Below are 25,249 nucleotides of genomic sequence, written 5' to 3' on the forward strand. Positions count from 1 at the left end.
CCCCGGGGCCTGTCAGACCATGCTCAGCGTGTTCTCCTCGAACTTGGCGGCCAGCGGAGCGGGCACGAACGCGTGCAGCTCGGTGCCGTCCGCGGTGTGCTCCTCACTGACCACGCGGCCCTCGTCGTGGGCCCGGGCGATGAGGTCGCCCCGCGAGTACGGGACGAGTGCGCGCACCTCTTGGGCGATCTCGGGCAGCGCGTCGGCCAGGGCCCTCACCAGGCCCGGAACGCCCTCGCCGGTGCGCGCGGAGACCTCGACCATGTCGGGGTAACGCGTGCGCAGGGTCTTGACCATGTCGGGGTCGGCGGCGTCGACCTTGTTGAGCACGATGAGCTCGCGGACGTCACCGGCCTCGATCTCGGCGAGGACCTCGCGCACGGCGCCGATCTGTGCCTCGGGGTCGGGGTGTGAACCGTCGACCACGTGCAGGATCAGGTCGGAGTCGGCGACCTCCTCCAGGGTGGAGCGGAAGGCCTCCACCAACTGGTGCGGCAGGTGGCGGACGAAACCGACCGTGTCGCTGAGCGTGAAGCCGCGGCCGTCGGGCGTGCGAGCCTGACGGACCGTCGGATCCAGGGTGGCGAACAGCGCGTTCTCCACCAGCACCCCGGCTCCGGTCAGCCGGTTGAGCAGGCTGGACTTGCCCGCGTTGGTGTACCCGGCCAAGGCGACCGAGGGCACCTGTCGGGTACGCCGGACGTCGCGCTTGACGTCGCGCGCGGTGCGCATGTGGACCAACTGTCGGCGCAGCTTGGCGACCCTGTCGTGGATCCGACGACGGTCGGTCTCGATCTTGGTCTCACCGGGACCGCGCAGACCCACGCCGCCGTTGCCGCCACCACCGGCGCCACCGGCCTGACGGGACAGGGAGTGACCCCATCCGCGCAGTCGCGGCAGCAGGTAGTTGAGCTGGGCGAGTTCGACCTGGGCCTTGCCCTCGCTGCTGCTCGCGTGCTGGGCGAAGATGTCCAGGATCAGTGCGGTGCGGTCGATCACCTTGACCTTGACGACGTCTTCCAGCTGGATCAGCTGACCGGGGGTGAGCTCACCGTCGGTGATGACGGTGTCTGCGCCGGTGGCCTCGACGATGTCGCGGAGCTCGGCGGCCTTGCCCTTGCCGATGTAGGTGGCCGGGTCCGGCTTGGATCGGCGCTGGGTGATGCCTTCCAGGACCAGGGCGCCCGCGGTCTCGGAGAGAGCGGCGAGTTCGGCGAGCGAGTTGTCGGCGTCGGCCTGGGTCCCGCGGGTCCACACGCCGATCAGGACCACGCGCTCCAGGCGCAGGGCCCGGTTCTCGACCTCGGTGACGTCGGTGAGTTCTGTGGACAGCCCCTGGACGCGACGCAATGCGTGGCGCGCGGCCAGTTCCATCTCGCCCTGATCGGGCGAGACCTCACGGAACGCGTCCTCGGCATCGGGGCCGATCCGGTCGTTTCCGTGGAAGTCAGCAGTATTCATATCCCTCCAGCAGGATCAACGCGGACACCGCCGGGATTCTTCCCGTTTCGCCCTGGGGGCGGGGCGTGTGTCCGCGGATCGCGCCCTTGGATCGATGGTGGCATCTCGGGTCGAGTGAAGGCACGTGAATTATCGCAGGAGGTGTGACACAAGCCACCAGGACACGGCCGCCGTGTAGCCTTCGAAAGCGCGGACGATGCCGAAGAAACGGCATATTTGCCGAAGAAGTTTCGCGAAGCTTCTCCAGGCGGAAACTTCACCCGCCATCGATGTCGCGAGTGACGTTGACCGCTTGACATCGAGATAGTAGTTTCACTTCCACATACCAGAAGCTTATTTCGTATTGCGGAAGGTTTTCCATGGGCGCCACGCACGGGGTCGAGATCACGGGACCCCTCAACGACCGGTTCGACGAGATCCTCACCGACGACGCCCTCGCGCTCGTCGCCGAGCTGCACCGCACCTTCGAGTCCCGCCGCCAGGACCTCCTGGCCGCGCGCAAGACCCTCGAAGCGCGGGTCGCGGCCGGGGAGGACCTCGACTTCCTCCCCGAGACCAAGCACATCCGTGAGGACGACAGCTGGAAGGTCGCGCCGGCCGCCCCCGGCATCGCCGACCGCCGCGTGGAGATCACCGGTCCGACCGACCGCAAGATGACCATCAACGCGCTCAACTCCGGTGCGAAGGTGTGGCTGGCCGACCTCGAAGACGCCAACACCCCGCTGTGGGAGAACATGATCCAGGGGCAGCTCAACCTGCGCGACGCCCTGGACCGCGAGATCGACTTCACCTCTCCCCAGGGCAAGACCTACGCCCTGAAGGAGGACGCCGAGCTGGCCACCATCGTCGTGCGCCCCCGCGGCTGGCACCTGGACGAGAAGCACATCCTCGTCGACGGCCAGCGCGCCAGCGGCGGCATCGTCGACTTCGCGCTGTACTTCTTCCACAGCGCCCAGCGCCAGATCGCCAAGGGCAAGGGCCCGTACTTCTACCTGCCGAAGATGCAGAGCCACCTTGAGGCCCGTCTGTGGAACGACATCTTCGTCCTGGCCCAGGAGCGTCTGGGGATCCCGCGCGGCACCATCCGCGCCACCTGCCTGATCGAGACCATCCCGGCCGCGTTCGAGATGGACGAGATCCTCTACGAGCTGCGTGAGCACTCCGCCGGCCTCAACGCCGGCCGCTGGGACTACCTGTTCAGCATCATCAAGACCCACCGCACCCGTGGCCGCAGGTTCCTGCTGCCCGAGCGCAACGCCGTCACCATGACCGCCCCGATGATGCGCGCCTACACCGAGCTTCTGGTCAAGACCTGCCACAAGCGTGGCGCCCACGCCATCGGCGGCATGGCCGCGTTCATCCCGTCCCGTAAGGACGAAGAGGTCAACAAGAACGCCTTCGCCAAGGTCCGTGACGACAAGTCCCGCGAGTCCGGCGACGGCTTCGACGGCTCCTGGGTCGCCCACCCCGACCTGGTCCCGATCTGCCGCGAGATCTTCGACGACGTCCTGGGCGACAAGCCCAACCAGATCGACAAGCAGCGTCCCGACGTCGAGGTGACCGCGGCCGACCTGCTCGCCGTCGACCAGACCCCCGGTGGCGTCACCAAGGCCGGTCTGCGCGCCAACATCAACGTCGCCCTGCAGTACCTGGCCGCCTGGATGGGCGGTAACGGCGCGGTGGCCATCCACAACCTCATGGAGGACGCCGCCACCGCCGAGATCTCCCGTTCGCAGATCTGGCAGTGGCTGCACAACGACGTCACCCTCGATGACGGCCCCAAGGTCACCGCCGAGCTCGTCAAGCAGATCATCGCCGAGGAGCTCGTCACCATCCGGGAGTCCCTGGGCGCCGGCTACGACGATGGCCTGTTCGAGCAGGCCAAGGAGCTGTTCACCGAGGTCGCCCTGGACGACGAGTACGTCGACTTCCTGACCCTGCCCGCCTACGAGCGCATGCCGTAGGACCCCGCCGGGTCGAGCGATTTCATAAAACGGAAGATTGTTTCCACCGCACCCCTTGTCTCGGCAAGGGGTGCGGTCGTACGGTCCCTCTGCGAGGTCGCAGTCCTTCCGACCGCACCAGGGGAGACGCCCATGGCCACGTCCGCACACCAGACGAACATCCCGGCGGCGCTGACCGCCCTGGTCCCCCGACTGCGCGAGATCTGCGGTGAGGACGGCGTCCTCACCGACCTCTCCCGACGCCGCGTCTACGAGAGCGACGGCCTCACCTACCACCGCGCCACCCCGGGCGTGGTCGCCCTGCCCACCACCACCGCGCAGGTCGCCGCCGTGCTCTCCCTGTGCGCCGAACACGGTGTCCCCTACGTGCCCCGCGGCGCCGGCACCGGTCTGTCGGCGGGAGCGCTCCCCCACGCGGAGGGGGTCCTCCTCGTCACCTCGCGCATGCGTCGCGTCGTCGAGATCGACCTGGAGAACGAGTGCGCCGTGGTCGAGCCCGGCGTGGCCAACCTCGACATCACCCGCGCCGCCGCGCCCCACGGCTACTACTACGCGCCCGACCCCTCCAGCCAGCAGGTCTGTTCGGTCGGCGGCAACGTCGCGGAGAACTCCGGCGGGGCGCACTGCCTCAAGTACGGGTTCACCTCCGGGCACGTGCGCGGCCTGGAGATCGTCACCCCGTCCGGCGAGGTCGTGGAACTGGGCGGTAAGGCGACCGGCGCCCACGGCTACGACCTCATCGGCGCGTTCATCGGCTCCGAGGGCACCCTGGGCGTGGCCACCCGCGTCACCGTCTCCCTGACCCGCTCGCCGCAGAAGACCGTCACCCTGCTGTCCGCGTTCACGTCCATGGACGCCGGCGGCGAGGCCGTGGGCGCGATCATCGCCGCCGGGGTGCTTCCGTCGGCGATCGAGATGATGGACGCGCTGGCCATCGAGGCCGCGGAGGCGGCGGTGGCCTGCGACTACCCGGCGGGTGCGGCCGCGGTGCTGGTGGTGGAGCTGGACGGGCCGACCTCGGAGGTCGACGCCCAAGTGGAGCGGGTCACCGAACTGTGCGCCGCCAGCGGTTCCTTCGAGACCCGTACCGCCAGCGGCGCGGAGGAGCGGGCACTGATCTGGAAGGGCCGCAAGTCCGCCTTCGCGGCGGTGGGCCGGATCAGCCCGGCCTACATCGTGCAGGACGGGGTGGTGCCGCGCACGGCGCTGGGCGAGGTGTTGGGCCGCATCGCCGCGTTGTCCGCCGAGAGCGGCATCCGGGTGGCCAACGTCTTCCACGCCGGTGACGGCAACCTGCACCCGCTGGTGCTGTTCGACGACGCCGAACCCGGCGCGGGAGAGCGCGCCGAGGAGGTGTCGGGGGCCATCCTCGACCTGTGCGTGGAACACGGGGGTTCCATCACCGGCGAACACGGGGTGGGTGTGGACAAGGCGTGCAAGATGCCGCGCATGTACTCCGACGACGACCTGGCCACCTTCGACCTGTTCCGGCGGGCGTTCGACCCCGCCGGGATCGCCAACCCGGACAAGCTGTTGCCCACCCCACGTCTGTGCGGTGAGCGGCCCGGGGTGCGCACCGGGGTACACCCCTTGGTGGAGTCCGGTCAGGCCGAGCAGTTCTGACCCCGAACGGCGAGAGGCGGGAAGACCCAGCGTGAAGGACCTGGACGTCGAGGGCGTCACCCTGCGGAAGGGGACCGAGGCGGACGCGGTGTGCGGGGTCGTGCCCGGCCGTGTGGCCCGCCCGAAGGACACCAAGGCGCTCGGGCGGTTGCTGACCGCCGCCCGCGCCACCGGGGCCACGGTGACCCCGCGCGGGGGCGGCACCGCCCTGGACTGGGGTTCGCCGCCCCGCTCCCTGGATCTGATGGTGGACACCTCCGCGCTGTCCTGGATCGACCACAACGCCGGTGATCTGGTCGTCGAGGTCGGTGCGGGCACACCGCTGGCCGAACTCCGACGGACCCTGGCCGACGCCGGGCAACGCCTTTCCTACGATCCGTTGCGCGTCGGCGGAACCGTGGGCGGGGCACTGGCGACCGGAGTGAGCGGGCCCCGCAGGTTGCTCGCCGGAGGGTTGCGGGACCTGGTGATCGGGATGACCTTGGTGCGCGCCGACGGGGTGGTGGCGCGCAGCGGTGGTCGCGTGGTCAAGAACGTGGCCGGGTACGACCTGGCCAAGCTGCACACCGGCGGGTACGGCACGCTCGGGGTGATCGCCTCGGCGGCGTTCCGGCTGCACCCGCTACCGCCGGCCGTTCGGGTGGTGAGCGTGCCTCTGCGGTCGCGGGAGGGTACCGAGCGGGCCCTGGCGGACCTGAGGGCCACCACGGTGGTGCCCGCCGCGGTGGAACTCGACCGGGACCGGTTGTGCGTGGTGTTGGAGGGGACCGCCGAGGGTCTGGTCCCCCGGGTCGAGGAAACCCTCCGGGCCTTGGGCGAGGAGGGGGCGGAGGTCGCCGAGGAGCTCCCCGAGGACTGGGGCCTCCTGCCCACCGAGGGGACCCTGGCACGGGTCCTGGCGCCTCCGGCCGAGCTACCGGGCCTGGCCTGCGACCTGGACGCCGACGTCCGACGGTACGGGTCGGTGCCCGCGGGGACCCTGTACCTGGCGTTCGCCCCGGGCACCCCCGCCGACGTCGTGGAGAAGCGGTTGGCCGCGATCCGCCGCGTACCCGACCGGACCGCGGTCCTGCTGCGCGCCGAACCGCACGTACGCGAGGCCGGAGTCGACTCCTGGGGCGAGGTGCCCGGGCTGTCGCTGATGCGGGCCGTCAAGGACTCCTTCGATCCCGACCACCGTCTGTCGCCCGGCCGCTTCGCGGGCGGAATCTGAATCGTCCACCGCGCCCCCTGGGAGGATCCCGTGACCGAACGACCCACCGAGCCGGCACCCGGACCCGAGCGGCTCTTCGGCGACCTGCTGAACGACTGCGTGCACTGCGGTTTCTGCCTGCCGACCTGCCCCACCAACGTGCTGTGGGGTCAGGAGATGGACTCCCCGCGCGGGCGCATCCATCTGATGTCGCAGATGCATGAGGAGGACGTGCTCACCGAGACGGCGGTGGGCCACTTCGACAACTGTCTGGGCTGTCTGGCGTGTGTGTCCTCCTGCCCGTCGGGGGTGGCCTACGACGCCCTGTTGGAGCACACCCGCCACCGGGTGGAGACCGAACACGAACGGCCCCGCGGTGAACGGGCGTTGCGCGCGGCGGTGTTCTCGCTCTTCCCGTACCGCAATCGGCTGCGGGCCCTGCGCGGACCGTTGCGCGCCTACCAGTCCGGCGGGGTCTCCTCACTGGTACGACGCTCCGGGTTGTTGGACCGCCTCTCCCCCACCCTGGCCACCATGGAGCGCATCGCGCCGCCGTTGTCCTCTCCGCCACCGCCGCTGCCCGAACTGGTGCCGGCGGTCGGTGCCCGGCGTGCCCGGGTGGGCATGCTGGTGGGCTGTGTGCAGGGGGCGTTCTTCCCCGAGGTGAACACGGCGACCGCACGGGTGCTGGCCATGGAGGGCTGCGATGTGGTGATCCCGCGCGCCCAGGGGTGCTGTGGCGCGCTGTCGGGCCACGCGGGTCGTCTCCGGGAGGCGGTGGAGTTCGCCAAGCGGTTCGTGGAGGTGTTCGAAGCCGGCCAGGTGGAGCGAATCGTGGTGAACTCCGCCGGATGCGGATCCAGCATGAAGCGCTTCGACCGCACCATGGCCGAGGCCGAGGAGAGCGATGCCTGGGTGGAGCGCGCCCGGAAGGTGTCGGCCAAGGTGGTGGACCTGACCGAGTTCCTCGTGGAGCTGGGACCGCGCGCCGAACGCCACCCGCTACCGCTGCGCGTGGCCTACCACGACGCCTGTCACCTGTCCCACGGCCAGGGCGTGACAAGCCAGCCCCGCGAACTGCTCACGCAGATCCCCGGGTTGGAGGTGTCCGACCTGCCCAACAAGGAGATCTGTTGTGGTTCGGCGGGGGTGTACAACCTGTTCAAGCCCGAGGCCGCCGCCGAACTCGGTGACCGCAAGGGGCAGGACGTGGCCGCGACCGGGGTCGGGGTACTGGTGTCGGGCAACCCGGGTTGTTCGCTCCAGATCGCCTCGGCGATGGAACGCGCCGGCACGTCGGTGACGGTGACCCACACCGCCCGTCTGCTCGACGCGTCCCTGCGCGGCCTGACCGTGGAACAAGTCCTCGGAAAGGTGTGAGACTTTCCAAAAGAGAGCGGCGATAAAGGCAAATAGAGCGCCTGTCGCCGCTTTTTCCATGCCTCCGGAAACATACCCTACCCATTGATCAGACCCGGCCGGCGACAACGCGCCACCATGGAGATCGCCGGCGAACGCGAAATTGCAGGTCACACCGTTCCCCTGTGGCCCGCACCACCGCCATGGCCACATCCGGACACCCAGAGTTCCCCAGAAGCCGCGCATGGCAACCGGCCGAATTCGACCACGACGGAAGACACAAGCGGCTAACCAGCAAGAATGCCCGAAGTGCGCACTTACTCACCTCCTACAAGCGATCCGAACCACCCCTCCACCCCGACATGGGAAAACAAGAAGAACACGAAGGTCAGAACCACCCGAGACAAGAGGATTCCCACCACGCCGAGAAAACGACCGACCACCATCGCAACAACCTGCAAAAACACCGAAAAACCGCAGCCTGATTCCGCATTCGAGATCGACCTGGACAGAAAAGCGGACCTGCCATAAGTTCTTCCTCGGACAACAGAGAAACGTTGTCAGGAATCCCCCGGGAAGGAAGCATGAACAGAAGCAAGAAAGTACTTGTGACCGTTCTGGTTGCTGCGGGCATCAGCGTCGGAACGGCCGGAGCCGCCTCCGCGGTCGTCTCGAACGTGGGCGGTGGAACCTGGGACCGCGGCATCGTCGCTGAACGCGTCTACTCGAACTATCTCCACAACAGCAGGTGCCACGGCTCCACCGCTGTGGGGACCAGCACCGTTCGCTCGCCGAACACCAGCGCCGGCTCCTGGGCACGAGCGAGTGTCCAGAAGTCGTGGACGAACAACCAGACGTACTGGCGCAACAGCTGCTGATGACGAAACAGGAGCAATCCCCCATGAAACTCACCAAGCGCGCTCTCGTGACCACGGCCCTGGCTCTCGGCATCGCCGCCGGTGCCGCCTCGGCCGCGCACGCCGCACCTCCGAACGAAACCTGGAACCGCGGCGTCACCGGAATTCCGGGTGCCGGTACCAGTTACTCGCACTACTTCCACCCCAGTGCGTGTCACGGCGCCACCGCGGTGGGGAAGACCACCGTGCGCACCGCCAACATCGCCGCGGGGTACTGGGCGCGGGCCACCGCCGATCGCGCCATCGGCAACAACCAGGCCTACCGACGCACCTGCTGATCCCCCGACGAACAAGCCCGCCGGTGCCACGGCACCGGCGGGTTCCTGACAGGACGAATTCGTGCCCAACAGAACCCTCGCCTTCGCCTACGTGGCCTGTGCCGTGTTCGCCACGGTTATCGCGTTCCTCCTGGCCACGACGGCCGAACGCACGATCTACGTGCTGGAGGACTCCCAACTGGTGTGGATCTCCCAGAGCGACGGGACCCACGACAACGACGAAGTGGCTGCCGCGGTACAACAGGTCGCCGACGACCAGGACACCTCTATCGGCTACGTCATCACCGACGTCAATGAACCGTCCTCGGTGGTCCACCTCTACCTCGCCGTCGCGAACTCCGAGTCCCGCCACCAGCAGTGGTTGGAGGACGGCTACCCCGCCTTCGGCCGGGACCTCACCGTCACGACCCACCCCATCACGGACTTCGGTGAGGTGGGGCCGAACGGCATATACCTGATCTTCGGTGACACCGAGGCGGAAGCGGCACTGCGCGCAGCCCTGTCCGAACACGGCCTCCATGAGGCGGCCGGCACCCAGGTCACCCAGATGTGGCACTACTTCACCGGCGGGCACCTGTTCAACCTCCTGGCGGTCGCCCTCCTGGGGTCGGCGGCCGCGACCGGGGCCGGAGTCCTTCTCTCCGCCCGCGACTACGGTGTCATGCGCCTCCAGGGACGCTCCTACCTCGACATCCTCGGCGGAGACCTCAGGAAGGTCCTCCTTCTGTCCGCGATCGCCCTGCCATCGGTGGCGGCCGCGACGCTGGCGTTCCTCGGGGTATACAACGGGTGGAACCAAATCGGCCTTTACTCCCTACTGGCCGTGGTGTTCCTGGCCCTACTGGCGGTCCCCTGCCTGCTCGTGCACGCGGCGGTCCTGGGTCTGGTCCACACCACGGGCATCCTGCCGGCGCTCAAGGGACGCCTCCCCGTGGGCAGCACCACCGCGGCGGTCTACCTGGTCAGGGTCCCCGTACTGGTACTGACCCTGATCATCCTCGGCGGAGTCCTCAGTGCCGCCCAGGACGTCCGTGACCAGCGCGCCGGGCTGGCACTCCTGGAGGACCGCGGCGACACGTCCTTCCCCTCCCTCTCGGCCAACTATGGGTGGGCGGACTCGGAGGCCGTGGACGAGGCCCTGGGGCCGTGGCTGCGAGAAGCCGATGTCGCGGGTGACATGGTCCTGACCATCCACGGCAACATCGACGAGTTCCTTCCCGTCGACCAGGCGCAGCCGTGGACCACCCCCTCGACGGTTCGCCCGGTCCTCGTGGTGAACGACACCTACCTCGCCGAAGAAGAGGTGCTTTCCCCCTCCGGTGAGCGCCACGGCTCCGGGGACACCGTTCGGATCATCGTGCCGGATAACGCCCGGGAGCTCACCGACGAGCTCGTCGACGGCGTGGCCAACGGCTGGCTCACGATCAACGGCCGAGGAGAACAGGCGCCGGAGGTGGAGGCGCTGGTGGCGGCCGACGACCAGACACTGTTCACCTACGCGGCCAAGGGCATGAGCGATCCCCAGCACTTCCTGCCCCTGGTGCACGACCCGGTCGTCATCGCGCTGCCGAACGGCGCGATCTTGTCCGACGACGACTACGTCAACTACCTGACCGGCCGCTCGACGGCCTTTCCCGATCCCTCGGTGGTCGAGGACTTCCGTGAAGAGAGCCCGGAGGCGTCACGGTACCTCTCGATAGTGGAGACCCTCACCGTCAGCGCGCTGAAGGACCACCACTACTCATTGAACGTCCTGCGCAGTGAGACGTTCAACCTGCTCGGAGCGGGCGCCGTGCTGCTGCTCACCGCCATGGCCGCGTGCATCGTCCACGTGCGTACCCGGGCCCAGGAGATCTTCGCCCGGCACATCAGCGGCTGGACCTTCGCCGCCACCCACCGGCGCCTGCTCCTGGTAGAGGGCGGCCTCGCCGTGGCCTTTCTGGGCTGGGCGACGTGGGACACACTCCGCAAGCTGGCTATGGCTTCCGACGCCATGTACGGAGGCCCAGGAGGTATGGGACCCAGCGGGGCCGAGCCGTTCTACGCGCTGGGCATCGTGTTGGTGAGCATGGTGATCACCATCGCCGCACTGGCCCTCTTCCACCGAAAGATCGTCCGCGAAGGCGCCTCCCAGGCCTGACCACCGAAGAACCGAGGAACACCGTGATCACCCTGAAGAACCTCAGCAAGTCCTTCGGTAACCGCGTCCTGTGGGACGACCTGGATCTGGCCGTCGAACCCGGCCGCATGCTCGCCTTGGTCGGCGCCAGCGGATCGGGCAAGACCACCCTGCTCAACTGCATGGGCCTGCTGGAGAAACCGACCGGCGGGCGGATCCTGTTCGAGGGCACCGACGTCACCCGATTGGGCCCGGGGAAACAGCGCCGGTTCCGCCGCGACCACCTGGGCTACCTCTTCCAGAACTACGCGCTGATCGAGAACGCCACCGTGAAGGCCAACCTGGACGTGGCCCGCCGTCGCGGCACCCGCCCCGACCACGCGACCGCTCTGGAGAGGGTCGGCCTGGCCGGGCGGGAGAAGGAGAAGGTCCACCACCTGTCCGGCGGCGAGCAGCAGCGCGTGGCCCTGGGCCGGCTCATGGTCAAGAGGCCGTCTCTGGTCCTGGCTGACGAGCCCACCGGAGCTCTGGACCGCGACAACGGGGCAATGGTCGTGGACGTGCTGCGCAGGATGAGCCGTAAAGGCTGCGCGGTGGTCATCGCCACGCACAACGACTCCGTGCGCGACGCCTGTGACACGGTCTTCGACGTCGCATCCCAAAAGGAGCTCGCTGCGCGCTGACCCGGTGTGCGGCCCCGTCAGATCAGGGAGGTCTCACCCTCGGCGATGATGACGGCGGGACCGGTGAGACGGGCGCCGGAGGCGTCCATCTGGACGGTGCACTCGCCGCCGAGTACGCGCACCTTCCAGGTCGCGCTCTCGCCCACGGGGGTGGCCGCGGCGGCGGCCGCGACGATGCCGGTGCCGCAGGAGCGGGTCTCACCGGAGCCCCGCTCGTACACGCGCATGTCCAGTACCCCGGGGGCGACCTCGTTGTACACCTCGACGTTGGCGCCCTTGGGGAAGGCCTCCGCGTCCAATTCGGGGGGCAGGCTCAGGTCGACGTCGGCGACCGGGAGCTCGACCCGGCATGCCAGGTGCGGGTTGCCCACGGAGATCTGCTCACCGTGGACGACCTGGCGGGCGAGCTTGGCCGAGGAGGTGCCCTGCATCTCCACCCGGCCCATGTCTATGGTGACGTCACCGTCATCCTCGATGGTGACCTCCTTGGCACCATCGCGGGTGCCGACCTCGAACCGGTCGGCGTCCACCAGCCCGGCGTGCAGCAGATAACGGGCGAAGACGCGCACCCCGTTGCCGCACATCTCGGCGATGCTGCCGTCACCGTTGCGGTAGTCCATGAACCACTCGGCGCGTTCGGCGGTGCGCGCCGCCGGGGCGAGGGCCTCGCCGAGTTCCCGCGTGCGGATCACCCGAAGGACGCCGTCGGCGCCGATGCCCGCTCTGCGATCGCACAGCAGCCGGACGTCCTCCTCCGTGAGTCGAAGCTCCCCGTCGGGGTCGGGGAGGATCACGAAGTCGTTCTCTGTTCCGTGGCCCTTGGCGAATCGCATGCGGACCATCCTAGGGGCGTGTGTCGACACGACCGGACCGCCGAAGTCCCGTTCATGGTCACGGGGCGTGCCCGGCGTGGTTACGCTGGAGGAATGATCAAGGTGATCGCGGTCGTGGGCCCGACCGCTGTGGGCAAATCGGACCTGGCCGTGGACCTGGCGGAGCGGCTGGAGGAGAGCACCGGCCGCCGGGGTGAGGTGATCAACGCCGACTCCATGCAGCTGTACGAGGGCATGGACGTCGGTACCGCCAAACTCCCCGAGGCCGAACGTCGTGGTGTCCCGCACCACCTGTTGGACGTGTGGGAGGTGCACGAACCCGCCGACGTGGCCAGTTACCAGGCCATGGCCCGTGAACGGGTGGAGGACTGCGCCGACCGGGACGTCATCCCCGTGCTGGTGGGCGGTTCCGGGCTGTACGTCCGGGCGGTGCTGGACCACATGGATTTCCCGGGCACCGACCCGCGGGTGCGCGCGCGTCTGGAGTCGGAACTGGCCGACGTGGGTCCGGGACTGCTGCACGCCCGTCTGGCCGAGGCCGACCCCGAGGCGGCCCGTACCATCCTGCCCGGCAACGGACGGCGGATCGTCCGCGCGCTGGAGGTCATCGAACTCACCGGCAAGCCGTTCACCGCCAATCTGCCCGACCACACGTCCTACTACCCGTGCGTGCAGCTGGGGCTGACCGCTCCGCGCCCCGAACTGGACGAACGCATCGACCTGCGCGTGGAACGCATGTGGGGACAGGGACTGGTGGAGGAGGTCCGCCGGCTGGACAAGCAGGGTCTGCGCGAGGGCCGCACCGCCGCAAAGGCGCTGGGGTACGCCCAGGCACTGGCCCAGCTGGACGGGGAGATCACCGAAATCGAGGCCATGGAGAGCACCGCCCAGGCCACCCGCCGGTTCGCCCGCAAACAGGAGTCCTGGTTCCGCCGCGACCCGCGCGTACACTGGCTGCCCTACGACTCCCCCACCCTGGTGGAACGGTCGATGGCCCTGATCGAGGCGGCGCTGACGGGCCGTAGCGAGGACCCGGGCGAAGGCCTGGTGGACGTCGCCACCATGGTGCCCTTCCCCCAAGGCCACGACACATAGTCGGTCAGGTGCGGGTCCAGTGGGCCACGTGGTAGCCGACGCCGTAGGGCGCTTCGTAGTACAACGTCTCCCCGTTGAAGGGGTGCCCTCCCGCGGCGCCCGCCAGGGCCTGCCAGGCGGGGCGGCCCGCGACCATGAGCGCGCGGGCGGTATCGGGGTCGAGTTCCTCGATGTGGGCGGTGTCGGCCTTGGCCAGGGCTTCGGCGACGGCGTCGTCGTAGGGGATCGCGCGCGCGTCCACGTAGCCGGGTGAGCTCTCGGTGCGGCGTGCGCTTCCGTCCCCCATCACCAGCAGAGCCACCCGCGCGGCGGAGTCGGCCAACGCCGCGCCCCGTTCGGCGGCGCGGGCGGGGGCGACGTCCGACGGCAGTTCCAGGTAGCCGTCCGGAGTGAGGCCGCCGCGTTCGGCCAGCCACCGGCCGGTGGTCGCTGCCAGATCCAGGATCCCGGGGGCGGGCCCCACGCGTACGTCGACGCCGTAGGAACGCAGGTCCCCACCAGTCTCAGGCCCGTACTCCCGTTCGACGGGGCCGCGTCCCACCACGTACAACCGGTCGGCCTCGCAACGCGCGAGCGCGGTGGCGGCCCGGTCACAGGCGGCCCGCAACGAGGCGAGTTCGGCGGCGGCGCCCTGGGCGACCTCGGGGAACAGCACGGGCGGGTGGGGACACACGGCGGCGGCGATCAACACATGAGTGAGGCTATCCCCGAATCACCGACACCCCTTGTGCGGGTCGCCCGGCCGACCTATCGTTGACTTCGTGACCGATTTAGAAACCTGGTCATGAAGTCATCAGAAGCCGACGAAGAGGTATCACCGTGACGACGAGAAGCGGCCCCAGGACGACTCGGGAGGCCGAACGCGCTCGGCGCGCGGCACGCATCCTGGACGTGGCCGGGGAACTCCTCGTCGCCTGGGGATACACCAAGATCACGATGGAGGACGTGGCGCGTCGGGCCGACGTCGGCAAGGGCACCGTGTACCTGCACTTCCCCACCAAGGAAGCGCTGTTCAGCACGGTGCTGGTCCGGATCCAGATCGAGGTCGGCACGCACCTGATCGAACGTTTCCGGGAGGACCCGGCGGCGATCCTGCCCAGTTCGATCGCCCGCGAGGTCCACCTCGCCCAAGAGCGGTGGCCGATTCTCCGGGCGCTGCTCACCAGCGACACCACCACTCTCGGCTCGATGATCACCGCCGTCAGCGAGGAACGCGGCGACCTGATCAAGGGCCGGGCGCGGGTGATGCTCTCCTACACCGAACTGCTGCGGAGCCACGGCCTGCTGCGTGACGAGCGCACGGCCGAGCAGCAGAACTACGTGTTCGTTTCGAGCGTGCTGGGTTCACTCGCCACACGACCGCTCCTGGAACTGCAGTCCTATCCGGTTCCGGACTTCGCGACACGGGCGGACATCCTCGCCGAAACCGTGCACCGCGCCCTGGAGGCACCCGCGAGCCCTGAGGCCCTGCTCGCGGCCAGAGACGAGATCCTCCCGCTGTTCGACGCCCTGATGGCCACGGCCCGGGACGTCCTGCCGGAGTATCTCCCGCCCACCGGCTGACCTCCCCTTTGGAGGGGACATGAGCACTCCGACGTTTCCCGACCTGACCTCACCCGAGGCCACCGCCGATCCGCTCGGCTTTCTGGAACGCCTGCGCGAGGCCGGCGGTTCGGCCATCGCGTCCTTCGGCGGGGCGCCCGCCCGATTGTTCGTCGACGACACCGACGCGCGCACCATCCTCGGCGACAAGCGCTTCGTCGTGAACACCGCGAACCTGGAGGGGGAGACCACCACGCTGTCCCGCCCCGAACTCCTGCGCAATCTGGGGATCGAACCCGACCTGATCGTCTACGCCACCGAGGGTGTGCTGGACAAGGACGGGATCGACCACGTGCGCCTGCGCAAACTGGTCTCGCGCACCTTCACCGTCCGCCGGGTCCAGGCGATGCGCCCCGGTATCCAGGCCATCGCCGATCGTCTCCTGGCCGAACTGCCCGACCACGTCGAGGACGGATCGGTCGACCTGCTCCGGCACTTCGCCTACCCGTTGCCCATCGCCGTCATCTGCGACCTGGTGGGGGTACCCGAGGACGAGCGCCCGCGCTGGCAGGCATGGAGCCACGCCCTGACCTCGTTCGACCTCGGCGCCCCGGAACGGCTCAGCGCCACCCTCAGAGAGCTGGTGGAGGCCTCCCGGCGTCTCATCGCGGACCACCGGGAACACGAGCACGACGACCTGCTGACCGACCTGGTCCGGGTCACCGACGACAACGGCGAACGCATGTCCGAGGACGAGTTGATCACCATGATCCTCTCGCTCATCATCGCCGGACACGAGACCACGGCCAACCTCATCGGCAACGGCACCCACGCTCTGCTCACCCACCCCGACCAGCTGGCCCTGCTCAAGGACGACCCGGAACTGCTGCCCGCGGCCGTCCACGAGCTGCTGCGCTGGTGCGGCCCGGTGTTCCAGACCCGGATGCGCTACGCGAGCGAGGACGTGGAGCTGAACACCGGCACGGTCCGACGTGGCGAAGCGGCCATCGCGATGATCGCCGGTGCCAACCGCGACCCGAACGTGCACCCCGAACCCGACCGACTCGACCTCACCCGGCACCAAGGCGCTCCCGGTGAGGCCCATCTGGCGTTCGGTCACGGCATGCACTACTGCCTGGGCGCCGCCCTGGCCCGCGTGGAGGGTCAGGTGGCCTTCGGGTCGTTGCCGTCGGCCTTCCCGGGCCTGTCCCTGGATCCGAACAGGCCCGCGTCCCGGCAGCCCAACATCGCCTTCAACCGCTTCGAGGACCTGTACGTACGGCTCTGACGTGGGACGATCGGAGATCGGGGTCAGACGTCGCAGCAGCCGCCCGCGGGGGCCGGCTGTTCGTCGGGGACCCCGATCTTCGGCATGCCCAGCATCACGTCGGGCCTGGTCACCTGGACCGGCTTGCCCTGGCGCGCGTCCCAGGCGTCGCCCGCGCGGGTCCGACGCAGCTTCCGGACCCCGGAGTCGGCGACCAGGTGGTGCGGGGCCGCGTAGGTCACCTCGACGGTGACCATGTCTCCGGGGCGGGGCTCCTCGCTGTCGCCCAGGCGGAAGTGCACCAGACGGTTGTCGGAGGCGCGGCCGGACAGACGGCGTTGCTCGCCGTCCTTCTTGCCCTCGCCCTCGGCCACCATGAGCTCGACCTCGCGGCCGATCAGCTTCTGGTTCTCCTCCCAGGAGATCCGGTCCTGCAGGTCCACCAGGCGCTGGTAGCGCTCCTTGACGACCTCCGGCGGCACCTGGTCGTCCATGGTGGCGGCGGGGGTCCCGGGGCGCTTGGAGTACTGGAAGGTGAACGCCATCGCGAAACGGGACTCGCGGACCACGTGCAGGGTCTCCTCGAAGTCCTCCTCGGTCTCGCCGGGGAAGCCCACGATGATGTCGGTGGTCAGGGCGGCCTCCGGCATGGCGGCGCGCACCTTGTCCACGATTCCCAGGAAGCGCTCCTGGCGGTAGGAGCGGCGCATGGCCTTGAGGACCTTGCTCGACCCCGACTGCAACGGCATGTGCAGCTGGGGCATGACGTTGTGCGTCTCGGCCATGGCCTCGATGACGTCGTCGGTGAAGTCGCGCGGGTGCGGGGAGGTGAAGCGGACCCGCTCCAGCCCCTCGATCTCACCGCAGGCGCGCAGCAGTTTGGAGAAGGCCTGGCGGTCACCGAACTCGCTGCCGTAGGCGTTGACGTTCTGCCCCAAGAGGGTCACCTCGGTGACGCCCTCCTCGACCAGCGCCCGCACCTCGGCCAGCACGTCACCGGGACGGCGGTCCTTCTCCTTGCCGCGCAGCGCGGGCACGATGCAGAAGGTGCAGGTGTTGTTGCAACCCACCGAGATCGACACCCAGGCGGCGTACGCGGACTCACGGCGGCTGGGCAGCGTGGACGGGAAGTGCTCCAGCGACTCGGCGATCTCGACCTGTGCCTCCCGCTGGACACGCGAACGCTCCAGCAGGGTCGGCAGGGATCCGATGTTGTGCGTTCCGAACACCACGTCCACCCAGGGGGCGCGGCGCACGATCTCGCCGCGGTCCTTCTGGGCCAGGCAACCGCCCACGGCGATCTGCATGCCGGGATGGGCGTCCTTGACCGGACGCAGATGCCCCAGGTTTCCGTAGAGGCGATTGTCCGCGTTCTCTCGGACCGCACAGGTGTTGAAGACGACGATGTCCGCGGTGGTGTCCTCGGCTGCGCGATCGTACCCAGCGTCCTCCAGCAGACCGGAGAGGCGCTCGGAGTCGTGGACGTTCATCTGGCAGCCGTAGGTCCGCACTTGGTAGGTACGACTCTGGCTCACCGTTCAAGGCTATCCGCTCCCGGACGGGACACCGTCCAAGGCGACAACGGACACGATGGGTGGCCGATATCGGCCGGCGGATGGGCACGAAAACCCCCAACGGCAAGGGTGTCCGACGCTGACCTGGGTATCTCCCGAAGCGTCTTCCGCACGGAGGGGACCCGACGAGATCACAGGGAGTCACGGATGAGACTCTGGAGAACGGAACCGCCACTCGTTGCGACGAGGGCGCACATATGTGTGTCTTCAGGTAACAATTTCGCGAATCACGCCGTAACAAGTCAGCTACCAGCGAGGCCAGGCGGCGTTTTCGTGATGACACGGCAACATGGACCTATTAGGTTCCGACCATGACCTCAACACCTCTCGTCGTGCTGGAGAACGTCAACAAGCACTTCGGCGACCTGCACGTGCTCCGCGACATCGATATGACGGTCAACTCCGGCGAGGTGGTAGTCGTCATCGGCCCGTCCGGGTCCGGTAAGTCGACGCTGTGCCGCACGATCAACCGCCTCGAGACCGTCGACTCCGGCACCATCTCACTCGACGGACAACCGCTGCCCGCGGAGGGCCGCGGCCTGGCCAAGCTGCGCAGCGACGTCGGCATGGTGTTCCAGTCCTTCAACCTGTTCGCGCACAAGACCGTGCTGCAGAACGTGACGCTGGGTCCCATGAAGGTGCTCAAGCAGACCAAGGCGCAGGCCGAGGCCCGCGGCATGGAACTGCTCGACCGTGTGCAGATCGGCAACCAGGCGAACAAGTACCCCGCTCAGCTCTCCGGCGGTCAGCAACAGCGCGTGGCCATCGCCCGAGCCCTGGCGATGAACCCCAAGGTGCTCCTCTTCGACGAGCCGACCTCCGCGCTGGACCCGGAAATGGTCCAGGAGGTCCTCGACGTCATGACCGACCTCGCGAACGAGGGCATGACCATGGTCGTGGTCACCCACGAGATGGGGTTCGCCCGTCGCGCGGCCAACCGGGTCGTCTTCATGGCCGACGGACAGATCGTCGAGGAGAACACCCCCGACGAATTCTTCACGACCCCTCGGTCGGAGCGGGCCAAGGACTTCCTGTCCAAGATCCTGACCCACTAGGTTTTCCGCGTTCATCGCACGCTCAAGCTTCGCACGCTCAAGGAAGAGGTACCCCACATGCGAGCCCGTCGTATCAACACCGTTCTGGGCGGCGCCGCCGTCCTCGCACTGGCCCTGACCGCCTGTGGCACCGCCGATGTCGGTGACACCGGAGGCGAAGATGGTGGCAACGGTGATGGCGACACCATCACCATCGGTGTCAAGTACGACCAGCCCGGCCTCGGCCTCGACGAGGGCGGCACCCCCGTCGGCTTCGACGTCGACGTCGCCACCTACATCGCCGAGGAGCTCGGCTACTCCGCCGACCAGATCGAGTGGACCGAAGCCGCCTCCGCCAACCGCGAGTCCTTCCTCCAGCAGGGCACCGTGGACATGATCATCGCGACCTACTCGATCACCGACGAGCGTCGCCAGGTCGTCGACTTCGCCGGCCCCTACTACGTCGCCCAGCAGGACATCCTGACCCAGGCCGACAACTCCGACATCAGCGGCCCCGAGGACCTCGACGGCAACGTGCTGTGCTCCGCCTCCGGTTCCCGTTCGGCGCACAACATCACCGACGACATGGAGATCGGCGCCGAGCTGCGCGAGGCCGGCAACTACTCCGAGTGCCTGGAGCTGCTCGGCAACGGCACCGTCGACGCGGTGACCACCGACAACACCATCCTCGCGGGCTTCGCCGCCCAGAACCCCGACGACTTCCGCATGGTCAACAACGCGTTCGGTGAGGAGAAGTACGGCGTCGGCCTCCCCGCCGGTTCCACCGAGCGCTGCGAGGAGATCAACGCGGCCATCACCAAGATGTGGGACGACGGTGCGGCCACCGAGTACCTGGAGAACGCCTTCGGTGCGACGGACTTCGCCTTCGAGGAAGAAGTTCCCGAGCTCGACACCTGCGCCTAAAACCGTCATCTGACCTCGTTCGGAAGGTGGGGCCCGCACCACTCGGCCCCACCTTCCGACCCTTGACCGGCTGGGACCCATGGAAGCCTTCCTCAGCAATATCGACAGGGTCGTCGACGGTTTCTCATGGACCGTCAGGCTCACCCTGCTCAGTGCCTTCTTCTCATTCATCCTGGGCATCCTGCTCACCGCGATGCGGGTCTCCCCCGTTCCGCTGCTGCGCGGGCTGTCCACCGCCTACATCGAAGGCATCCGGAGCACGCCGCTGACCCTCGTGCTGCTGTTCTGCGGCCTGGGCCTCAACAGCGCCCTGGGGGTGAGCCTGGCCGACAGCGTGGCCCTCGACGTGTTCTGGTGGGCGGTGATCGGCCTTTCCGCCTACACCTCCTGCTTCGTGTCCGAGACCCTGCGCTCCGGTATCAACACCATCCCCCTCGGCCAGGTCGAGGCGGCCCGATCCCTGGGTCTGACCTTCACCCAGAACCTGCGCTTGATCGTCGTACCTCAGGCGCTGCGCACCGTCGTGGGTCCGCTGGGCAGTGTGCTCATCGCGCTCACCAAGAACACCACCGTCGCCTCCGTCGCCGGGTTGGGCGTCCAAGAGGCGTCCCGGGAGATGAAGCTCATGTTCGACCAGGGCATCGCCCCGGTCCTGCCGACCTTCGTCGGATTCGCGATCGGGTTCCTGATCCTGACCCTGCCGATGGGTTACTTCTTCGGCTGGCTGTCCAAGCGCGTGGCGGTGGTCCGATGAGCGCCCAGCACTCCGTTCTCTTCGACGTTCCCGGGCCCCGCGCCCGGAAGCGCAACGCCTTGTACACGGTCTTCACCGTCTTCCTGGCGCTGATCGGCCTGGCCATCCTGTACCTGGGGTTCAACCGGACCCTGAGCGATCGGGAATCGGGCCTGTTCACCGCCGAGACCTGGGCGGTGAACCCGGCGGGCCAGTGGGCCGCAGACATGTGGGCGCCGTTCCTGCGGCCCGAGACCTGGACCGGATACGTCATCCCCGGTCTGCAGAACACGCTGACCGCGGCGCTGACCGCCTCGGTGCTGGCGATCGTGTTCGGCCTGGTCTTCGGTATCGGCCGTCTGTCGAAGCACTGGTGGATCCGCGTCCCCTCCGGGGCCATCGTGGAATTCTTCCGTGGCATCCCGCTGCTGATGCTGATCTTCTTCACCATGGCGCTGCCCATCGTCGCCTGGCAGGTCTTCAACATCCCGACCGGTACCTTCCAGGTGACCGCGCTGGTCGCGGTCGTCACCGGCCTGACCCTGTACAACGGGTCGGTGCTGGCCGAGGTCTTCCGCGCGGGCATCCTCGCCGTGCCCAAGGGGCAGAGCGAGGCCGCCGAGTCCATCGGTATGAGCCGGACCCAGACGATGTGGACGATCCTGGTCCCGCAGGCCGTCACGGCGATGATGCCCGCGATCGTGGCACAGCTGGTGGTCCTGTTGAAGGACTCCGCTCTCGGCTACATCATCGCCTTCCCGGAACTGCTGCGCAGCTTCACCCTGCTGGCGACCCGGGAGAGCAACGTCATCCCGGCCGCGATCGTCTGTGCCGTCATCTACATCGTGATCAACCTGGCCCTGAGCCGGCTCGCGATCTGGTTGGAGCGTCGCAACGCCCGGCGCGGCAGGCCCTCCGCGAAGCCCACCGCGGCAGGAGGCGCTCCCGTCGCGGTGAAGGGCACCGAACCCGACACCACGGGTTCCGACGAGGAACCGCGAGGCGAGGACGGCCCCGCCAAGGGCTGATCCGAGCGGATCCCACGGTCACGTCACGGCCCCGTCGAACACACCCCTGGTGCGATCGGCGGGGCCGTCGCCGTCCGGTGTGAAGTCGATACCGTTTGTCCTTCCGGGTACCGGTCAGGGCTGCACAGCAACCCCGTGGAGCACTAAGGTCGACATGTCATCTCATCACCCACGACCCATCCTGAGCGGGACATGTCTGAACTGTCGAGCCCTCATGGCCGTTGGCCATCGCCCATCAGCGCCGGAGACGTCGCCCGAGGAACGCTGCTGCCCGCGTTTCCCTCCGTTCGGGGCGACGAGGTCTGGTGGCAGGAGTACCGACCGGCCGAGAACGGCCGTACGACCCTGGTACGGCGGGACTCGGACGGGACCGTGCACGACCTGCTTCCCGCGCCCTGGAACGTGGGGACCCGGGTGCACGAGTACGGAGGTCGCTCCTACCTGCCCGTCCCCCGCCGCGACGACAAGGCCATCCCCCGGGTGGGCGTGGTGTTCGCCGACCATGACACCCAGCGGCTCTTCCTCCTGGAGCGAGGCGCCAAGGAGCCCGTTCCCCTCACCCCCGAGCCCGTTCGCAAGGCGGGACTGCGCTACGCCGACCCGGTTCTGAGCCCGGACGGCAAGCAGGTCCTGTGCGTGCGCGAGGACCACACCGGCGAGGACGTGAGCCGCTCCATCGTGTCCGTGCCGCTCTCCGGCCGTGGCGCCGAGGACCCGGCCGCCATCCGCGAGCTGGTCACCGGGGCACGCTTCTACGCCTCCCCCGCCCCGTCCCCGGACGGGCGCCACCTGGCCTACGTCCGCTGGAACCATCCGCGGATGCCCTGGGACGGCACCGAACTGCGCGTGGGCGAGCTCACCGAGACCGGCCTGACCGGCGAGTACACGCTCAAGGGCGGGGTCGACGAGTCCGTACTCTCCCCCACCTGGATCGACGACAGCACCCTGTACCTGGCCTCGGACTGGCCGGGCTTTTGGAACCTGTACCACGCCGGGCTCAAGGGGCAGGCGCTCGCGCTCTACCCGGCCGAGGAGGAGTTCCACGAGGCTCCGGGCCGTCTCGGCAACCGTTCCTTCTGCGTGCTGGAGAACGGCAAGGTAATGGCGCTGCACGGCGACACCGCGCTGCGGCCCGCCCTGTACGACCCCGACACCCTGGACCTGGACGACGTCCCCACCGACCTCACCTCTTGGTCGCAGGTCGACTCCGACGGACTCAACGTGGTGGCGGTGGCCGCCTCCCCCGACACCGCGCCCTGCGTGGTGCGCCTGGACCCGGCACGACGCAGTGTCGAGATCCTGCGCCGGTCCACGCAGCAGGCCCCCGACGCCGCGTACCTGCCCACCCCCCGCCGGGAACAACTGCCCGGCCGTTACGGGGCCACGGTGCACGCCAACGTGTACCCGCCGACCCACCCCGAGCAGGACGGGAACGCGCCCGCGCCGTACGTGGTGTGGGCACACGGCGGCCCGGTGGGCCACTCCCGTCAGGAACTGGACCTGAGCAAGGCCTACTTCACCAGCCGCGGCATCGGTGTGGTGGACGTCGACTACGGAGGGTCCACCGGCTACGGACGGTCCTACCGCAAGCGCCTGCACAAGGAGTGGGGCGTGGTGGACGTGGAGGACTGCGCCGCGGTCGCCCGCGCCCTCGTCGACCGCGGTATCGCCGACCCCGAACGCCTCGCGATCCGCGGCGCCAGTGCCGGGGGCTTCACCTCTCTGCTGGCCCTGACCGGTGACACCTTCGCCTGTGGGGTGTCCTACTTCGGCGTCGCCGACCTGCTCGGCCTCGCCGAGACCACCCACGACTTCGAGTCCCGTTTCCTGGACACCCTGCTCGGCCCGCTCCCCGGTTTCATCGAGACCTACAAGGAGCGGTCCCCCGTCAACCGGATCGCCGAGATCGACGTGCCCGTGCTGCTGCTCCAAGGCATGGACGACCCGGTGGTCACCCCGGACCAGGCCTTCTCCATGGCCACGGCCTTGGGCGAGCGCGGCGTGCAGTACGCCCTGCTGGAGTTCGAGGGCGAGTCGCACGGATTCCAGACCGAAGAGGCCCGCGTGCGTTCCTTGGAGTCGGAGTTGGCCTTCTACGGGAAGGTGTTCGGGTTCGAACCGGACGTGCCGACCCTGGAGCTGAGCACCACCCCGCCCGAGCCCCGACCCGAGTTGACCCCGGGGCCCGATACGGCCTCCGGTGAGACGGAGACCGGAACAGGTACGGGGACAGGGACGAGGACGAAGGGTTCGGGCACGGACGGTTCGGGCACGGACGGTTCGGGCACGGACGGCGAGTCCGGCACCGACCCGCACGAGGTGTCCGAGGACGACATCCCGGTCGCCGAGCAGCTCCCGGACGTCACCCCGGCGGCGGGCGTCACCGCGGGAACCGGAGAGCCTGTCACCAAGGACGAGTAGAGGGCCTTGGGTGGGTGCCGGGGTGCTCTGGGAGTTCCGGGTATCGGATGCCGGCCGGGTGCCGGGGTGCCGGGGTGCCGGGCTCTGGTGGGCCGCCTGAAGTGGGGATCCTTGGGGTTGTCGGGCGTCTCGTAGGTCTGTGGTGGGGCGCCTGAGGTGGGGGTCCTGCTGGTGGTCTGGCGGGGTTGCGGTGGTCTCCCCCTTCCCCGCCGCGTGATTGTGGCCGTCTCCGCTACGCGCGTCAAGGTCGTCGCTGGGGCGGCTTCGCCGAGAGAGCGCTCCACCTTGACCCGCTTCGCTACGACGGCAGTTGGCGGCTATCGGGGAAGCGGGGAGTGGGGTCAGGGCCCCAAAAGCCCTTCCGGGCCTTCGGCCCGGGCCCTGACGGGCCGCCGGGCTCCGCCCAGTCCGGCCGCAGCCGGCCGAATCCCTACCCAACCGCCTGGCGTCCTCGTGGGCCGCGTCGCCACCACGTGACAGGTCGGGCAACGAAGGGCCCGCTACAGGCCCGGCTCGGGGCGGGGCGCGTCCCAGCGGTAGCCGGCCCCGGTGGGGGGAATGGCGGGAAAAGGGGTTGTGGATAACCTGAAAGAGGTGCCATTCCATGATAGGCACGCCGACGCCCCGAGAAAAGAAAGTAATATACCCGGGAGTAGGACTGCCATTCTCCTGGTCATTGGCATATAATCAGAGTATGATCTTTCCTCCCAGCGCACCGCCCTCGACCGGGAGCACCCCGGTCGATCAGGCGATGGCCCATGCGCGGGAGATGGCGGTAGGATTCGCCGGCCGGGATATCCCGATCGGGGCCGAGGACGAGGCGCTCGAACAGTGCGGGCGGATCAACGGGGAAATGGATCGCATCTACTACGGGATGCTCCCCGCTCTGGCCACCATGGAAGCCTCCGGGGCCGTGTTGGAAAAAGGCGGCCAGAACACCCTCAAAGCGTGGATCACCCACAAGTGGGGCACCACCCCCGCCCAGGCCGGCAACCTCGCCACCCTGGCCCGTGCCCTGCACCACCAGCAACTCCCCCTGGTGGACGAAGCGTTCCAGGGTGATGTCCTGTCGTTGGGTGAGGCGTGTGCGATCGCGACCTCCACCGAAAAAGCCACCGCTGAGTGGGCGAAGGTCCTGGACTCGGCTGATGAGGCGTTCAAGGCCGACCACCCGGACGTGGAGGGTTTTCGGGCCCGGTTGG

Annotated in this window: 21 protein-coding genes and 1 pseudogene; 18 read left to right on the top strand and 4 right to left on the bottom strand. The window is 68.6% G+C overall.

The window, feature by feature from the left end; translation table 11 throughout:
- Nucleotides 1–12: 12 nt before the first annotated feature.
- The gene (gene hflX, locus BQ8420_RS29825; RefSeq protein ID WP_087103627.1) at nt 13–1,461 is read right to left on the bottom strand and encodes a GTPase HflX; all 1,449 of its coding nucleotides are present in this window, start codon (nt 1,459–1,461) and stop codon (nt 13–15) included.
- Between the two features lie 359 nt (nt 1,462–1,820).
- Between hflX and aceB the strand changes: the two genes are divergently transcribed.
- From aceB to BQ8420_RS29865, 9 genes are all read left to right on the top strand, one after another.
- Entirely contained in the window at nt 1,821–3,425 is a 1,605-nt protein-coding gene (gene aceB, locus BQ8420_RS29830; RefSeq protein WP_087103629.1) for a malate synthase A, read from the top strand.
- Between the two features lie 132 nt (nt 3,426–3,557).
- Nucleotides 3,558–5,048, top strand: coding sequence for an FAD-linked oxidase C-terminal domain-containing protein (locus BQ8420_RS29835; RefSeq protein WP_087103631.1), 1,491 nt, complete (start codon nt 3,558–3,560; stop codon nt 5,046–5,048).
- Between the two features lie 31 nt (nt 5,049–5,079).
- A complete protein-coding gene (locus BQ8420_RS29840; RefSeq protein ID WP_087103634.1) occupies nt 5,080–6,261 on the top strand; it encodes an FAD-binding oxidoreductase in 1,182 nt (393 codons plus the stop codon).
- A 30-nt stretch (nt 6,262–6,291) separates the two neighbouring features.
- Nucleotides 6,292–7,620, top strand: coding sequence for a (Fe-S)-binding protein (locus BQ8420_RS29845; protein WP_087103636.1), 1,329 nt, complete (start codon nt 6,292–6,294; stop codon nt 7,618–7,620).
- A 164-nt stretch (nt 7,621–7,784) separates the two neighbouring features.
- The gene (locus tag BQ8420_RS32110) at nt 7,785–8,084 is read left to right on the top strand and encodes a hypothetical protein (RefSeq protein WP_160049495.1); all 300 of its coding nucleotides are present in this window, start codon (nt 7,785–7,787) and stop codon (nt 8,082–8,084) included.
- 99 nt (nt 8,085–8,183) lie between these two features.
- Nucleotides 8,184–8,477 (top strand): lactococcin 972 family bacteriocin, encoded by a 294-nt coding sequence (locus tag BQ8420_RS29850; RefSeq protein WP_084392676.1) that lies wholly within the window; start codon nt 8,184–8,186, stop codon nt 8,475–8,477.
- Nucleotides 8,478–8,500: 23 nt separating this feature from the next.
- Nucleotides 8,501–8,794, top strand: a complete 294-nt coding sequence (locus BQ8420_RS29855; protein ID WP_087103639.1) for a lactococcin 972 family bacteriocin — start codon at nt 8,501–8,503, stop codon at nt 8,792–8,794.
- Nucleotides 8,795–8,855: 61 nt separating this feature from the next.
- Entirely contained in the window at nt 8,856–10,934 is a 2,079-nt protein-coding gene (locus BQ8420_RS29860; protein WP_087103641.1) for a hypothetical protein, read from the top strand.
- A 23-nt stretch (nt 10,935–10,957) separates the two neighbouring features.
- The gene (locus tag BQ8420_RS29865) at nt 10,958–11,596 is read left to right on the top strand and encodes an ATP-binding cassette domain-containing protein (protein ID WP_087103643.1); all 639 of its coding nucleotides are present in this window, start codon (nt 10,958–10,960) and stop codon (nt 11,594–11,596) included.
- A gap of 17 nt (nt 11,597–11,613) precedes the next feature.
- Here the strand turns inward: BQ8420_RS29865 and dapF are convergent, their stop codons facing one another.
- Complete coding sequence (dapF, locus tag BQ8420_RS29870) at nt 11,614–12,429, bottom strand: diaminopimelate epimerase (RefSeq protein ID WP_200816151.1); 816 nt, start codon at nt 12,427–12,429, stop codon at nt 11,614–11,616.
- Between the two features lie 93 nt (nt 12,430–12,522).
- On the opposite strand from dapF, the gene miaA reads away from it, so the two are divergent.
- Entirely contained in the window at nt 12,523–13,524 is a 1,002-nt protein-coding gene (miaA, locus tag BQ8420_RS29875; protein ID WP_087103647.1) for a tRNA (adenosine(37)-N6)-dimethylallyltransferase MiaA, read from the top strand.
- Nucleotides 13,525–13,528: 4 nt separating this feature from the next.
- On the opposite strand, the gene BQ8420_RS29880 is transcribed toward miaA, so the two are convergent.
- Nucleotides 13,529–14,215 carry a class III extradiol dioxygenase subunit B-like domain-containing protein gene (locus tag BQ8420_RS29880; protein WP_087103649.1) on the bottom strand — a complete coding sequence of 229 codons (687 nt, stop codon included), beginning with the start codon at nt 14,213–14,215 and terminating at the stop codon, nt 13,529–13,531.
- Between the two features lie 128 nt (nt 14,216–14,343).
- Here BQ8420_RS29880 and BQ8420_RS29885 point away from each other — a divergent pair, with 128 nt between their 5' ends.
- Entirely contained in the window at nt 14,344–15,087 is a 744-nt protein-coding gene (locus BQ8420_RS29885; RefSeq protein WP_160049497.1) for a TetR/AcrR family transcriptional regulator, read from the top strand.
- 19 nt (nt 15,088–15,106) lie between these two features.
- Complete coding sequence (locus tag BQ8420_RS29890; RefSeq protein ID WP_087103653.1) at nt 15,107–16,354, top strand: cytochrome P450; 1,248 nt, start codon at nt 15,107–15,109, stop codon at nt 16,352–16,354.
- A gap of 23 nt (nt 16,355–16,377) precedes the next feature.
- Here BQ8420_RS29890 and miaB read toward each other — a convergent pair whose 3' ends face one another.
- On the bottom strand, nt 16,378–17,844 hold the full coding sequence (gene miaB, locus BQ8420_RS29895) for a tRNA (N6-isopentenyl adenosine(37)-C2)-methylthiotransferase MiaB (RefSeq protein WP_255404918.1): 1,467 nt from the start codon (nt 17,842–17,844) through the stop codon (nt 16,378–16,380).
- Nucleotides 17,845–18,218: 374 nt separating this feature from the next.
- On the opposite strand from miaB, the gene BQ8420_RS29900 reads away from it, so the two are divergent.
- From BQ8420_RS29900 to BQ8420_RS29925, 6 genes and pseudogenes are all read left to right on the top strand, one after another.
- Nucleotides 18,219–18,962: an amino acid ABC transporter ATP-binding protein gene (locus tag BQ8420_RS29900; protein WP_200816152.1), complete on the top strand. Its 744-nt coding sequence runs from the start codon at nt 18,219–18,221 to the stop codon at nt 18,960–18,962.
- A 57-nt stretch (nt 18,963–19,019) separates the two neighbouring features.
- Complete coding sequence (locus BQ8420_RS29905; RefSeq protein WP_087103659.1) at nt 19,020–19,865, top strand: glutamate ABC transporter substrate-binding protein; 846 nt, start codon at nt 19,020–19,022, stop codon at nt 19,863–19,865.
- A gap of 79 nt (nt 19,866–19,944) precedes the next feature.
- Nucleotides 19,945–20,619, top strand: coding sequence for an amino acid ABC transporter permease (locus BQ8420_RS29910; protein WP_087103661.1), 675 nt, complete (start codon nt 19,945–19,947; stop codon nt 20,617–20,619).
- Nucleotides 20,616–21,626: an amino acid ABC transporter permease gene (locus BQ8420_RS29915; protein WP_235006564.1), complete on the top strand. Its 1,011-nt coding sequence runs from the start codon at nt 20,616–20,618 to the stop codon at nt 21,624–21,626. The genes BQ8420_RS29910 and BQ8420_RS29915 overlap by 4 nt, the downstream gene beginning before the upstream one ends.
- A gap of 192 nt (nt 21,627–21,818) precedes the next feature.
- Nucleotides 21,819–24,047 (top strand): prolyl oligopeptidase family serine peptidase, encoded by a 2,229-nt coding sequence (locus tag BQ8420_RS29920; protein WP_087103663.1) that lies wholly within the window; start codon nt 21,819–21,821, stop codon nt 24,045–24,047.
- 694 nt (nt 24,048–24,741) lie between these two features.
- Nucleotides 24,742–25,249: pseudogene (locus tag BQ8420_RS29925) on the top strand (hypothetical protein); the annotation flags it as partial.

This window comes from Nocardiopsis sp. JB363, from assembly GCF_900143625.1.
Classification (GTDB): domain Bacteria; phylum Actinomycetota; class Actinomycetes; order Streptosporangiales; family Streptosporangiaceae; genus Nocardiopsis.

Coding starts and splice junctions, on each gene's coding strand:
- hflX (WP_087103627.1), bottom strand. CDS start 1,461: ATGAATACTGCTGACTTCCACGGAAACGACCGGATCGGCCCCGATGCC.
- aceB (WP_087103629.1), top strand. CDS start 1,821: ATGGGCGCCACGCACGGGGTCGAGATCACGGGACCCCTCAACGACCGG.
- BQ8420_RS29835 (WP_087103631.1), top strand. CDS start 3,558: ATGGCCACGTCCGCACACCAGACGAACATCCCGGCGGCGCTGACCGCC.
- BQ8420_RS29850 (WP_084392676.1), top strand. CDS start 8,184: ATGAACAGAAGCAAGAAAGTACTTGTGACCGTTCTGGTTGCTGCGGGC.
- BQ8420_RS29855 (WP_087103639.1), top strand. CDS start 8,501: ATGAAACTCACCAAGCGCGCTCTCGTGACCACGGCCCTGGCTCTCGGC.
- dapF (WP_200816151.1), bottom strand. CDS start 12,429: ATGCGATTCGCCAAGGGCCACGGAACAGAGAACGACTTCGTGATCCTC.
- miaA (WP_087103647.1), top strand. CDS start 12,523: ATGATCAAGGTGATCGCGGTCGTGGGCCCGACCGCTGTGGGCAAATCG.
- BQ8420_RS29890 (WP_087103653.1), top strand. CDS start 15,107: ATGAGCACTCCGACGTTTCCCGACCTGACCTCACCCGAGGCCACCGCC.
- BQ8420_RS29900 (WP_200816152.1), top strand. CDS start 18,219: ATGACCTCAACACCTCTCGTCGTGCTGGAGAACGTCAACAAGCACTTC.
- BQ8420_RS29905 (WP_087103659.1), top strand. CDS start 19,020: ATGCGAGCCCGTCGTATCAACACCGTTCTGGGCGGCGCCGCCGTCCTC.
- BQ8420_RS29910 (WP_087103661.1), top strand. CDS start 19,945: ATGGAAGCCTTCCTCAGCAATATCGACAGGGTCGTCGACGGTTTCTCA.
- BQ8420_RS29915 (WP_235006564.1), top strand. CDS start 20,616: ATGAGCGCCCAGCACTCCGTTCTCTTCGACGTTCCCGGGCCCCGCGCC.
- BQ8420_RS29920 (WP_087103663.1), top strand. CDS start 21,819: ATGTCTGAACTGTCGAGCCCTCATGGCCGTTGGCCATCGCCCATCAGC.